Origin of the sequence: Pseudomonas sp. Irchel 3A7, assembly GCF_900187565.1 — a bacterium.
Lineage (GTDB): Bacteria > Pseudomonadota > Gammaproteobacteria > Pseudomonadales > Pseudomonadaceae > Aquipseudomonas.
The window spans coordinates 47197-60016 of sequence record NZ_FYED01000004.1 but is presented as its reverse complement, the minus strand read 5'-3'; the positions used below and the strand labels follow the sequence as shown (position 1 = coordinate 60016).

Annotated in this window: 11 protein-coding genes, 1 tRNA gene and 2 pseudogenes; 8 read left to right on the top strand and 6 right to left on the bottom strand. The window is 54.1% G+C overall.

Features of this window, described 5'->3' with window-relative positions:
- The first annotated feature begins 119 nt into the window (after positions 1–119).
- Positions 120–2093, top strand: a complete 1974-nt coding sequence (locus tag CKW21_RS07420; RefSeq protein WP_095193337.1) for an acyltransferase family protein — start codon at positions 120–122, stop codon at positions 2091–2093.
- A 639-nt stretch (positions 2094–2732) separates the two neighbouring features.
- Here the strand turns inward: CKW21_RS07420 and CKW21_RS07415 are convergent.
- Positions 2733–2897: pseudogene (locus tag CKW21_RS07415) on the bottom strand (lysis protein); the annotation flags it as partial.
- Between the two features lie 62 nt (positions 2898–2959).
- Positions 2960–3670 (bottom strand): hypothetical protein, encoded by a 711-nt coding sequence (locus CKW21_RS07410; RefSeq protein WP_095193336.1) that lies wholly within the window; start codon positions 3668–3670, stop codon positions 2960–2962.
- Positions 3671–4080: 410 nt separating this feature from the next.
- Between CKW21_RS07410 and CKW21_RS07405 the strand changes: the two genes are divergently transcribed.
- A complete protein-coding gene (locus CKW21_RS07405; protein ID WP_095193335.1) occupies positions 4081–4680 on the top strand; it encodes a hypothetical protein in 600 nt (199 codons plus the stop codon).
- On the opposite strand, the gene CKW21_RS07400 is transcribed toward CKW21_RS07405, so the two are convergent.
- Complete coding sequence (locus CKW21_RS07400) at positions 4677–5768, bottom strand: minor capsid protein (RefSeq protein WP_095193334.1); 1092 nt, start codon at positions 5766–5768, stop codon at positions 4677–4679. The genes CKW21_RS07405 and CKW21_RS07400 overlap by 4 nt on opposite strands.
- A 92-nt stretch (positions 5769–5860) precedes the next feature.
- Here CKW21_RS07400 and CKW21_RS07395 point away from each other — a divergent pair.
- Together CKW21_RS07395 and CKW21_RS07390 are read left to right on the top strand one after the other, a co-directional pair.
- Positions 5861–6499 (top strand): annotated as a pseudogene (locus CKW21_RS07395) (DNA cytosine methyltransferase); the annotation flags it as partial.
- Positions 6500–6692: 193 nt separating this feature from the next.
- Complete coding sequence (locus CKW21_RS07390) at positions 6693–7343, top strand: DUF4406 domain-containing protein (RefSeq protein ID WP_095193333.1); 651 nt, start codon at positions 6693–6695, stop codon at positions 7341–7343.
- Here the strand turns inward: CKW21_RS07390 and CKW21_RS30485 are convergent.
- Positions 7332–8096 (bottom strand): hypothetical protein, encoded by a 765-nt coding sequence (locus tag CKW21_RS30485; RefSeq protein WP_141232913.1) that lies wholly within the window; start codon positions 8094–8096, stop codon positions 7332–7334. The genes CKW21_RS07390 and CKW21_RS30485 overlap by 12 nt on opposite strands.
- Before the next feature lie 232 nt (positions 8097–8328).
- On the opposite strand from CKW21_RS30485, the gene CKW21_RS07385 reads away from it, so the two are divergent.
- The 3 genes from CKW21_RS07385 to CKW21_RS07375 are packed head-to-tail and all read left to right on the top strand — an operon-like array spanning position 8329 to position 10601.
- On the top strand, positions 8329–9183 hold the full coding sequence (locus CKW21_RS07385) for a DNA adenine methylase (RefSeq protein WP_095193332.1): 855 nt from the start codon (positions 8329–8331) through the stop codon (positions 9181–9183).
- A gap of 45 nt (positions 9184–9228) precedes the next feature.
- Positions 9229–9462, top strand: coding sequence for a hypothetical protein (locus CKW21_RS07380; protein WP_095193331.1), 234 nt, complete (start codon positions 9229–9231; stop codon positions 9460–9462).
- Positions 9462–10601, top strand: a complete 1140-nt coding sequence (locus tag CKW21_RS07375) for a tyrosine-type recombinase/integrase (protein WP_095193330.1) — start codon at positions 9462–9464, stop codon at positions 10599–10601. The genes CKW21_RS07380 and CKW21_RS07375 overlap by 1 nt, the downstream gene beginning before the upstream one ends.
- A gap of 8 nt (positions 10602–10609) precedes the next feature.
- Here the strand turns inward: CKW21_RS07375 and CKW21_RS07370 are convergent, their stop codons facing one another.
- Positions 10610–10999: a Rap1a/Tai family immunity protein gene (locus tag CKW21_RS07370; protein ID WP_095193329.1), complete on the bottom strand. Its 390-nt coding sequence runs from the start codon at positions 10997–10999 to the stop codon at positions 10610–10612.
- Positions 11000–11189: 190 nt separating this feature from the next.
- Positions 11190–11266 (bottom strand) — tRNA-Val (locus CKW21_RS07365).
- Between the two features lie 183 nt (positions 11267–11449).
- Here CKW21_RS07365 and CKW21_RS07360 point away from each other — a divergent pair.
- Positions 11450–12733: an FAD-binding oxidoreductase gene (locus CKW21_RS07360; protein ID WP_095193328.1), complete on the top strand. Its 1284-nt coding sequence runs from the start codon at positions 11450–11452 to the stop codon at positions 12731–12733.
- The last annotated feature ends 87 nt before the right edge of the window (positions 12734–12820 follow it).

Genomic DNA, 12820 nt, shown 5'->3' with positions numbered 1-12820 from the left:
GCAGTCCTTGCTTTTCTCCAGACAAAAAATAACCACATGAAGGCGGTATGGGTTGGCTGTGCTGGTAGGATACACAGCCCCGACAATGGGTTATTAATCAGACGGATTCGCTAACAACAATGACCTCGTTATCTGAATCGACGCTTCTAGCGAGCGACAAACAATTAAGCCACCCGAAGTACAGGCCAGACATAGATGGGCTCAGGGCAATAGCCGTCCTATCTGTGGTTGTATTTCATGCATTTCCATCATTGTTTCAGGGAGGTTTTGTCGGTGTTGATATTTTTTTCGTCATTTCAGGATTCCTAATATCCAGCATAATTTTCGGCAGCCTTGAGAATAATAGCTTCAGCTTCATGAAATTCTACACTCGGCGCATCAATCGAATTTTCCCTACGCTTTTACTTGTGCTTGCTGTAGTTTTGATTTTTGGCTGGCTGATCTTGCTTGCTGATGAATACATGCAACTTGGGAAACATGTTGTTGGCGGATCAACATTTATTTTAAACTTTATTTTGTTACGTGAATCTGGGTACTTTGATAGCAGTACCGAAACAAAAATCCTCTTACATCTGTGGTCGCTCGGAATCGAGGAGCAGTTCTATTTGATTTGGCCCTTGATGGTTTGGGCAGCTTGGAAATCAAAGATCAACGTTCTGATGTTGATTGTCGTGACTGGCGGACTATCGTTCGCTCTGAACATCATGAATGTGCAATCCGACGCGACTGGGACTTTCTACTCACCGCATACTCGATTTTGGGAGCTTTTAGTAGGCTCACTGCTCGCCTATGTCACCATTTTTAAATTGCCGCTCACCCAACACTGGAGTGGCCAACCCGCTCGAAATATCCTGTCCGCAATTGGATTTGCATTGCTGATAGCTGCATTTTCCTTGACCACGAAAAGTAATCACTTTCCAGGTTGGTGGGCTCTTCTACCGACAATTGGGGCTGCACTTATCATCACTGCAGGCCCATTCTCCTGGCTAAACAGAGTAGTCCTGTCCAATCGGATTTTCGTTTGGGTTGGGCTCATCAGTTTTCCTCTGTATCTTTGGCATTGGCCCCTTCTCGCCTTCGCTCGCATACTTGGCCGTGTAGAGCCGACTCATGAAATTAGAATCGCCCTGGTATTTGCAAGCATTGCATTGGCATGGCTTACCTATCTATTAATTGAAAAACCATTGCGCACCAGAGGCAGCCAGACAACGAAGGCTATAATTCTAAGCGCATCCTCTGTTGCAATATGCGCTCTTGGACTTGCAATTTATTCACTTAAAGGAATCGAAAGCAGATTTCCGGATGAAATCAGAAATATTGCAAACTTCAATTACGAGTACAAAACAGACGCTAGATACTCAAAGTGCTGGCTTAGCTACGTACAGCCATTCGATGATTATAGCCGCGAATGTTCGCCCACCCAAAAACGATCAGGCAAACACTCTATCTTTATCTGGGGGGACTCGCATGCAGGCAGGCTTTACCCAGGCCTAAAAATAGTACTTGGCAGCAGGTACGAATTCTATCAATTCACCAGAGATGCATGCCCTCCTGTACCAGACTACTCATATGAGCTTTGCGCAAAAAGCAACGCAAGTATTTTATCAAAGATAAAAAACACTCAACCAGAAACAGTCGTACTATTTGCAGTTTGGAATAAATACCAGAAGGATTGGGCATCTCCATCGGAAGCAAAAACAGGACTATTAAAAACCATAGGCCAATTAAGAGCTATAGGCATACAGAATATTGTGATTATTGGTCCTGCGCCTCATTGGCCTAGCGCCCTTCCTGCTATGGTATATAGCGACTGGAAAAGCAATCATTGGAAAAATGGCGGCGCAATCGCTGATCGCATAGTAAATGACTCAGACGCCTACGCCTCATCCAGCGACGAAGATATGTCTACCCTCCTTAGCACTCAACCAGTCCGCTATATTTCATTAATAAAATATTTGTGCTCGGAAAAAGGCTGCTTAACACACGTCCCCGGAAAGCCTGACGACCTATTGACATGGGATTATGGTCACCTGACAACTCAAGGGGCAATGCTGGTTAGCAAATATTTAAACGAGTCCGGTGTTTTTAAGTGACAAATCTAAATTTACAACAACTAATAGCCCTTTATGATTCATCGGGGTAATTAGGCATTAATGGCAGCACCCTGTTGACATCATCAGAGCGGGTACGTACAACCTCGCGCAAGGACTCAATATAATCTGACCAATCCCGCGGAAAAGGAATTCCCGCTTTAAAACAACGGATGCTAGGCCGTTTATTGCTATTAACGCACTCCTTGCTCGCATCTGAACCGACACCTACGCCTGAGGCACATAACGCGGACAGTTCGCTATTAACTCTTCTTCTGTCAGCAGATGTATTGATCCCAGACTGCCTTACTGTCGGATGCCTGTTTGTTCATTTGGTCGGAGATCATGCGCGACTCCTTTTGATAGGTGGCATTGCCCATTCTACGCCTGAAAAGCCGCAAGACAGGGCTGAGTCAGAGCATCCATCGTAGAAGTACATGAGATGCGATCCACGAAGATGCCCTGATTACCGTCCACTTCGCACCCACATCAATCGCCCACCCACTCTAAAAACAACGAAACACTTAGTCACGTGCTCAGGCTGAATACAATTCAGTGCAGACAGTTCAACATCAAATCGAACTGGTTTTCAGTTGAGCCAAGTTGTTATCCAGGCACATCCGGTTTTTGCAAAAGTCTTGCAAGGAGGACTGACAACCGCAGATCAGAAGTGGCAAGGCGATCGCGCAGGCGATCCTGGTCTTTTTGTGCATTGGTCAGTTTCTCGAAGTGGGTTTGCTCGCTGGCCGTCAGCCTCTGCTCAAGCAAGTGGCGCTTGTCCTGCTCAGCCTTCTGCGCGGTGGCGCCGACCATCGCCATGATGTAGTCGCTAAAAACCTGCATTTGAGACAGGGACATGAGTTATTTCCTTACGATTGAGGGAGGTCTGGGAACCGGCTTGCGATTGCAGCCGTGCGTTCCTCTTTGGTGCCGCCGATCTTGCCTTTTGCGGCCCCGCCGCCATTCCCAGCACCGTTGGCCCCGCCGCCCGATGCCTTACTACCCGCGATCAATGGCGCGAACGCCGTGTCGTTTGCGAATTCCGCTTTCAGCTCATCCAGCGTTGCCGCCGAGAGCTTCCCCTGAGGGTCGAGCACGACCACCACAGGCTTCCCATCGCGCTGCTCGACGCCCAAGCGGCGCTCAATGTGCGGCAACAGGGCTTTTGCGCTGCCTGGGATTGCCAGGGCAGATGCAATATCAGTAGCAGTACGGCCGACAGTCAGATCCCGGATCTGCCCATGCGCCATTGCGCGCTCCTGCTCCAGCGTGCCGCTCAGCTCAGCTTCGCGACGAGCGTATTTTTCGGACCAGGACTTTTCGAGTTCTTCGACGTTACCGGACTTGCGAGCGGCTTCTTCGCGATCGAGCCTGGCCTGATCCTCGGCATCCTTGCGCGCCTTATCGGCGGCTTTCTTCTCATCCAACAGTTCCTGGACCTTGGACTTCAATCCAGAGACATCCTCAGGCTGGGGCATACCTTCGATGCCGAGTACGAACTTGCCGCCCTTCTCGACGTAGAGCGTTTTGACGGAATCGTCGAGACCATCAAGAGTGTCCAGCTGATACTTCAAGCCCATTTGTTTGTCTCCCAGAGACGATTTGCAGGCCCTGCCCGCAGATATGAAAAAGCCCCGTCATTGACGAGGCCTGAGTGAATCGCGTGCATAAAAAAGCCCCGACGGCTGCCAGGGCTTGATTCGAAACATGTAGACCCTTCGGGTCATTCCTCCTGATCTATCTGATCAAGAAAATCAACGTCGTCATCTACTTCGTCAACAATTGCCTGAGCGTCTTCCTCAACCCATGACCCGTCATCATGGAATCCCCGTCAACGATCACGAAACAACGACGCGTTCACGGATCACCTTGCGGTTGACTCCCATAGACACTGGTGCAGGCCCTGCCTGCGGAATTGATCAAACAACAGTTGCGGTCACGTCGTTTATTTCATATATTTCATTTGGGATATGAAAAAAGAGGAAAAAACATGACCCAGGATTTCAACGTTCAATTCATCAATGACGAGAAAGGACGGCCCGCATTCGCTGTCCTTCCTTACCACCAATACGAGGTTCTCATGACCAACCACCCTATGGCAGAAAAACTGCCAACCCCCCTTTTGAAAGATGATCGCTACATCGAACTGCCTGAAGCTGATGGCGAACACATCGACTTGGTGCGCCTAGTCGACTACTGCTTGCGTCAAGCGACGGTGGCGTTCGGAGCCGACGACGACAGAGCGGAAAATTTTGAACTTTACCGTGACAGCTTGCCCGTCAACGCTCGTACCCAAGCCCTCGAGCGCTTCGACAGCCAGTTTTCCGGTGGACTGGATCCGTTGATCCGCCGGTTCTTCCTGTCCAAGGACTCGCCTTATCGCAACACGATGCAGGCTACGACGGCTGTGGTTGATGCCCTCGTGAAAACTGGTATTTTCACAAAAACCAAGCGGAAATTTGATTTCTACCGCCCCGTGAATGCCCTTGACTTCAATGTGGAAGCGGGCCGCGCTTACCTTGTTGGCAAGCCTGCGGTCCAGAATCCAATCCCCACATATTTTTGGCACAGCCAAGAGACCTACCGCTAAGGAGTTAGCCCCGCGCGTTCAAACGCAAGGGGCTCAATTGCCTTCATTTGAGCAAGAGTTAGCGGTGCGAAATTACGATCAAGCTGCAGCTCAGCGAAACGCTCGATACTCAGACCGCCTTCACGGAACAGCTTCGCCCGCACCGGGCCAATAGCCCTGTCCTGAAACGATGCCGGCTGCTGCTTGAGCCAGTTGTAGTAGCTGAGGTCTGCCCTCACCTGCTGTGCGCCGCCTTCGCCTATGGATGCCCGCGTTGCGTCCTTGGCGAACAGCGCACTGAAGCGAGTCACCGCCACCACCGTCGAGCGACAGTTGATGTGGATCGGCGGTCGCGGCCCCTCGGTCAGTTTGAACCGGCTCTTGTCGAGCGTCCGGCACTGACTGGTCGTCTTCGAATCTAGGGTGCTGACCCACTCCACTGACTGCACGACATCGGAGTTTTCTTTCAGCGTCTCCATGCGCGCCTGGGTGGCGACGTGCTGCACCGCCGTCCGAACAATCGCGCCGGCGTTCCGGTTGGTCGTGGCCAGGATGCCGTCGTTGTACTTCAGCGCCTTGGTACCGCGAATGTTCTTGATGATCTGGAAGTTCGTCTGGCCTTCGAAGAAGCCCTGCCGGATCGCACCCGTGAGTCGTTGCCGTTCGGTGGTGGTGAAGCCATCAATAAAAGACTTGAGCAGCTTCCCGCCGTCCGCACCGCGTACGCTGAGCGGGTTGGTGAGGATGGCTGCCCTGATTGCAGCAGCACCTGGTACCGCGGCATCAAACGACACGCTCACCGGGGCCGCCCGGGTCAGGCTCGTCGCTTCAAACTCGGCCTCGTAGTCGGCGATATCCACCAGGTCGAGGTTCAGCTTCTCGCTGTACCGGTCGAAGATACCCAACAGCAGGCTGTCAACTTCGCTCAGCAGGTGCTCCAGCCGAGCGACGGTGTAATCCGTCAGGTCGGCACGGGTCAGCCGCTCACGAATCGAGCGGTCGATCTCCTTGAGGAATGGCCCGAACTTGGCGACTTCACCCGACTTCAGTTGCTCGAGGAAAACGGCGTGCCGAATCGTGGCATCAAGGATCGCTTGGTTTGCGGCCATTCGGGATTACCTCGTCGTCATCCAAGTCGGGCCCAGGGTTTTCCGTTTCCAGTTCGTCGCGGATCTGGTCGTCGGTCTTTTCAGGATCGATGGACGCTGAATCGGGCCTGCTGGTAGTGCACGGCACGCAGGACCCAGGCGTCAGCGACTCAACCGCATTCGCCCTGGGCCGGAACAACGGGCAGGAAAACGCTGTGCTCGCCTTCAGTTGCAAGGATCACGGCGCAGACGCTGGGACAATCTCGCCAACGCTGCGTGCAATGAATCACTCCGGAAGCCACGCGAACGCCGGCGGCCAGGTCGCCGTGTGCATCACAGGCGACATCACCCACACGCTGAAGGCCGACGGCTTCGATGGTAGCGAGGACGGTACCGGACGCGGTCAGCCGATTGTCACTCACGCCATACAGGCTGGCGCCTTGCGCACGAATCCGCTTAGCGGCCCAGACGGCGTTGGCGTTCAAGAGGGACACGCATACACCCTAGAAGCGAGAGCCGAAGTGCAGGCCGTGCAGTCAGGGACGGCGGTTCGCCGCCTCATCCCACGCGAATGCGAACGCCTCCAGGGGATGCCTGATGACTACACGCTGATCCCCTGGCGCGACAAGCCTGCCGAAGAATGCCCGGACGGACCGCGTTACAAGGCCATCGGGAACAGCAAGGCAGTCACCGTCGTTCGATGGATCGGCCGGCGGATTCTCCAGCAGATCCAACCCAGCCAGCTCGACTGAGTGCGTCAACCAATCGAATCAAAGCAGCGAAAAGATAAATCAAGCCAGCAAGTCGTTTCATTAAGCAAAGCTCCGGTGTCTGTCCGTCCAATACCTAACCGAGGTTGGGCGTCAGGCTATAGAGCAGCGCGTTTTGCACGCGAACAGCCACAACTTATCCACCGCCCGGGCATGACCCGGCATAGGACGCCCCATGCCCACAGAAAACCGTATCGACTGCCCGGCGCTGCATAAGCGCAGCAACAGTTATCCGTTCGGCGACCGAGTGCCGCGCACGGTTCGGATGCTGAAGACCGTCACCGCCGATCCTATGCCCGGCATTGGGCTCGCGTACATCAAAGGCGACATCCCGGTGGTGAAGAAGGACAGCATCCATCGGGTATGGACGAACAGCCACGGCGCCGTCGCGGCGGTGATGCCCGACGGCAGACACCTCGGCCTGCGCAATGCTGAGTTCGAGGTCGATACTTGGCACGAGCTATCGCCGGAGTCGACATCACGCGTAACTCGCTGGATCGACCGCGCCCACCGCCTTTACCTTACCGGCCCCATGACTGGCTTCGAAGACTTCAACTTCCCCGCCTTCAACAAGATGGCTTCCAAGCTGCGCGCCATCGGATACATCGTCGAAAACCCAGCAGAGCACGGTGTCGTCCTTGACGCCGAATGGGGCGACTACATGGCCTACGAACTGACGCGCCTGAGCCTGTGTGGCTTGGTCGCCGTACTGCCCGGCTGGGAAAGCTCAAAGGGCGCCCGCCTCGAAGTGCACATCGCCCGCGAACTCGGCATGTCGGTTTTGAATGCCCATGAACTAATTCAAACAAAGTTTTTAACGATGTAAATTACTAGATTCAGGTTTTTCAAATGAAAATTTAGAACCTCCATCACGCCTAATTACTAATGTCTCGATAGGTTCTAGCCTAGCCTCAGGATAAGAATTTAACGTATATCGCAACAATAAAGAACGACCTTCCTTGTAGTCCAAAACCGCCCACCTATCATCACCAATCAATACATACGGTAATTTACCCCCCTTATAATACTGAACAATAAAACCTTTCGAAACACCTGACATATAGGGAACAAGGACAAATATGCAATACAAAGACATCACCAACACCAAAAAAACGCCCCACTTTCGATTCACCGCAACTCCAAATAGGTAAAGTAACATGCCAGCAGCACTCCCAATAACAATTGCCATAAACCCCAGTATTTTTACTGCGAGGCCAGCAACTTGTAGCGAGCCGCTGCCGAGCTTACTAAAATACAACCACTCTATGTAAAGACCACAACTCAGCACCACAACACAAACAGAAAAAAAACATATTTTTAAGTTTATTTTTTGACTCGCCACTTTAATAACAACATAACCAGATACAGTAGATGGAGCTAACACCAAAAACGACTCAACAGCTTTAATGGCGTGCTCAGTTGTACCTAGACTTGACGCATACCATCCTAAACCAAAAATATCTAAATAAGACTTATAACCAACATACCCGAAAACAAATGACAGTCCGACCAAGGCGGCAAGCATGCCACCTAAATCACCAAACAACCGACCTAAATCCAAGCCTTTCAATTCGCCCATAATTCTTGCCGCCATTAACACATCAACAAGGCACTCTCAATAACAACTCATCAAAAGCACGCTCCCATTTACTGCACCAACTCTTTTTCGTTCCAAACATAAAACGAAAATAGCAAAAAAAGGCTATTTTTAAACGTTAGCCTAACTACGCTACTTGTCTAATTTCCTCCTCTGATTCTAATACCCACCTACCGCCTGCCGTTAAACGGCAGCGTGCTATTGGAAATAACTCATGACCATCACCGCTCCGGTCATCCGCTACCACGGCGCCAAGTTCCGGCTCGCTCCGTGGGTGCTTCAACACTTCCCGCCCCATACCTGCTACGTCGAATCATTCGGCGGTGCCGCCGGGGTGCTGATGCAAAAGCCGCGGTCCTATGCCGAGGTGTACAACGACCTGGACGGCGACATCGTGAACCTATTCCGCATCCTTCAGGATCCGGTCTCGCGATCGGGACTCACCGAACGATTGGTTTTCACGCCCTACTCCCGAGAAGAATTCGAGCTTTCTTGGGAGCCGAGCGCCGAACCGATCGAACGAGCTCGGCGTACGATCATCCGCGCCCAAATGGGCTTTGGCTCCGCCGGCGCAACGAAGGGCGTTACCGGCTTCCGGATCGACACGAAGCGCCAATACGGCACGGCCCAGTCACTCTGGGCTACATACCCTGAACAACTCGCTGAAGTTGGCCAGCGGCTGAGCGGCGTGCTGATTGAAAACAGGCCGGCGATCGAGGTTATCAAGGCGCACGACGGCCCCCGGACACTGCACTATGTTGACCCGCCTTATGTGCACGACACTCGATACAAGGGTGCGTCGAGCGGCCGGTATTACAAGCATGAAATGGACGACTCGGCACACCGTGAACTGCTCAGTGCGTTGCTCGAGCTAGAAGGAATGGTCGTGCTGTCGGGATATCCCAGCGACCTGTATTCCGAGATGTTGCCCGGCTGGGCTTGCTACAGCACATCAGCCCGCATCAGCGCCGGACGCGGTACTGCGAGTCGTACCGAATGTATCTGGCTGAGTCCCTCATGCATCGACCAGGTCAGCCAGATTGGTCTGAACCCCGAGCAACGAGCCTAACCCCATCCCCACCTTCTGCCGCCACGCGCGGCATGGAGCATCATCATGGCAAAAGTCATTGCCCACATTACGGCCAGGCTGCCGCGCCTCATGGAGGCAGGCGAATACCGGAAGCTGCGCTACGCCGGCGGCAAGCCGAGTCTGCAACAGTTGAAAAAATGGATCGAGGAAGGCGAAGTGGTAGGAGAGGTAAAAGGCGGGATGTACTTCGTGGATCTGCAGGCGGCCGTGATGGGGTCGAATGATCCCCTGCTGGCCAAGATGATGGAGGTGGGTTGATGGCTCCCCCGCGCGCCAGGACCGTTAAAAATCGTGATCTACCGGCCAACCTGTACCCGAATGGGAAATACTGGCAGTACAAAAACCCGATCACTGGCAAGAAGACCAGCATCAACAAGCCGATGGCCGAGGCCATCAAGCTGGCCAACGCCGCCAATGCCAAGCTGCTGCCGCTGCTGGCTGACGACGGCTCGCTGCTGGCCATGATCACCGGTGATGCTGCGCCGAAGTTCAGCGGCTGCCTGGAGCGCTTCGAAAAGGAATGGTTGACCACCCGGAGTTACGCCGCGAGCACCCTGAAAGAAATCAAATTCAAGTTGGCCCGGTACCGGGAGGACCTGGGTGATTTGATGATGGGGCAACTGGATGTGCTGACTGTCGCGGAATACCTGGATGGTTTCGAGAACAATGCCTACACGAAACATCGTGGGTTGTTGGTCCAGGTGTTCGCGTTCGCGGTGGCCAAAGGCCTTTGCGAGCGTAACTCCGCTGAGCTGACCCTGGTCAAAAAGGAGGCCGAGAAGAAGCGCCAGCGCCATACCGTTGAGGGGCTGAACACGATTCTGGAATACGTGGGGACGCCGATCTGGCTGAAGCGAGCCATTCGGCTGGGGTTGCTGAGCCTTCAGCGGCGGGAGGATATCGTGGTGTGGCCGAAATCGGCTGTGGACCTCGAGCAGAACACCATCAAGGTATCGCCCGGGAAGACGCAGAACTACGGGAAGCCCGTTCACTTGGAGATCGTCATGGGCCAAGCGCTGCGGGAGGTGGTGCTGGAATGCATGAAGTCGCCGGTCGTCTGCCCCTACCTGATCCACTACTCGCCGAAGGCGCGCAAGCGGAGCCAGCTCGACGCCAAGCTACACTGGAATGCAGTGACAGCGGATTACCTGACCAAGTCATTCGCCCAGGCGCGAGACGATTCAAACGCTTACGACGATGTCCCGGCCGGCGAGCGACCCACCTTTCACGAGATACGAGCTCTCGGCGCCTGGCTGTACGAGCAGCAGGGTTTCGAGCAGGAATACATTCAGGGATTGATGGGTCATGCGGATGTGAAGATGACCGAGCACTACCAGGCAGGGCACGGCGATGATGCGGTGGTTTATATGAAGGTGAACGCGGATCTGAAGGTATAGCGTCGCGACTATTTACATGGATAGGCGGAGCGGAGCGCGAACATAGTTATGAACCCATCCTTAAACGTTAGCTTATCCGGGTTTTCGGCAATGTATTTAACGACTGCTCTAACCCCATCCTGCTCAACGTAATCGTCAGGCAGGCACAACCGCGGGTATCCCTCTTTTAATTCACGACTCAATACCTGCAACGAGGTACGGACGCCGTGCACCACTCCCACGCAGTAACCCATAGCTCCTGCATCGTATTTTGCCTCCGCTGGCTTTCCATCCCAGTAATTGAGCAGACCTTTGCAGGAGCTAAAAAATTTCGCTCCGTCTCCCTCATCAACGGCAGGAGCAGTTCCACTAGCCATTAACCCAACAAGTGCCGCGGCTGTTGCGATCCATGCTTTCATGATTTCTTCCTGGATGAGTGACCAGAGGATGTTATCGAGAGCGTGACCAGTTGTGCTAGATCCACTAAACACTCAGTGCACAGTGGTCGTTTGCCCAAAATATTCCCAAAGTTTGCCCAAAGGCTGAAAGCAAAAAGGGGTCACCGTTTCCGGTGACCCCTCTAGACCGCCCAGCAGAGCGGATTTTGTTTGGTAGGCGCGATTGGACTCGAACCAACGACCCCCACCATGTCAAGGTGGTGCTCTAACCAACTGAGCTACGTGCCTGCTGTGAGGCGGCATTCTACGGAATTCCGGAGGGGTGTCAACACCTTTTTTCGAGCTAACCCTATGAATATGCAAAATATTTAATTTTGCGGCTGCGAAGAAGATTTTCCGGTGGCTGGCGGTGGTTTTTTAACTCGGGTAGGATCGACGCACTCGTAAAATATATTAAACAGAGGCAGCAGGATGGCGAACACCCCCTACCCAGAGTCCTACTACGCCGCATCGGCCAATGCGGTTCCGCCGCGCCCGGCTTTGCAGGATGACATTGAGACTGATGTCTGTGTGATCGGCGCCGGTTACACCGGCCTGTCTTCGGCGCTGTTCCTGCTGGAGAACGGTTTTCGGGTGACGGTGCTGGAAGCGGCCAAGGTGGGTTTCGGTGCGTCGGGGCGTAACGGTGGCCAGATCGTCAACAGTTACAGCCGCGATATCGATGTGATCGAACGCAGTGTCGGTCCCAAGCAGGCTCAGTTGCTGGGGCAGATGGCGTTCGAGGGTGGGCGGATCATTCGTGAGCGGGTCGCCAAATACAACATTCAGTGCGACTTGAAGGACGGTGGCGTGTTTGCCGCCATCACGGCCAAGCAGATGGGCCATCTGGAATCGCAGAAGCGTTTGTGGGAGCGCTTCGGTCACACGCAGCTTGAGCTGCTGGATCAACGACGCATCCGCGATGTGGTGGCCTGCGATCAATACGTCGGCGGCATGCTGGACATGAGCGGCGGGCATATTCACCCGCTCAACCTCGCCTTGGGCGAAGCGGCGGCTGTGGAGTCGCTGGGCGGCACCATTTATGAGCAATCGCCGGCGGTGCGCATCGAGCGCGGCGCGAATCCGGTGGTGCACACGCCACAGGGCAAGGTCCGGGCTAAATTCATCATCGTGGCGGGCAATGCATACCTGGGTAACCTGGTGCCGGAACTGGCCGCCAAGTCGATGCCCTGCGGCACTCAGGTCATCACCACGGAACCCTTGGGCGATGCGTTGGCAAAAAGCCTGTTGCCTCAGGATTATTGTGTCGAGGACTGCAACTACCTGCTCGACTATTACCGCCTGAGCGGCGACAAGCGTCTGATTTTCGGCGGCGGCGTGGTGTATGGCGCGCGGGACCCGGCGAACATCGAGGCGATCATCCGGCCAAAAATGCTCAAGGCCTTCCCGCAGCTCAAGGACGTGAAAATCGACTACGCCTGGACCGGCAACTTCCTGCTGACTCTGTCGCGCCTACCGCAAGTCGGCCGTCTGGGCGACAACATCTACTATTCCCAGGGTTGCAGCGGCCACGGCGTGACCTACACGCACCTGGCGGGCAAGGTCCTGGCTGAAGCGTTGCGTGGCCAGGCCGAGCGTTTCGACGCGTTTGCCGAACTGCCGCACTACCCCTTCCCCGGCGGCCAATTGTTGCGCACTCCGTTCGCGGCATTGGGTGCCTGGTATTACGGACTGCGGGACAAGTTCGGGTATTAAGCAACACCGAAATACTTTGTGGGAGCGAGCCTGCTCGCGAAGGCGATTGATCATCCATCATTATTGTCGACTGATCCGACGCATTCG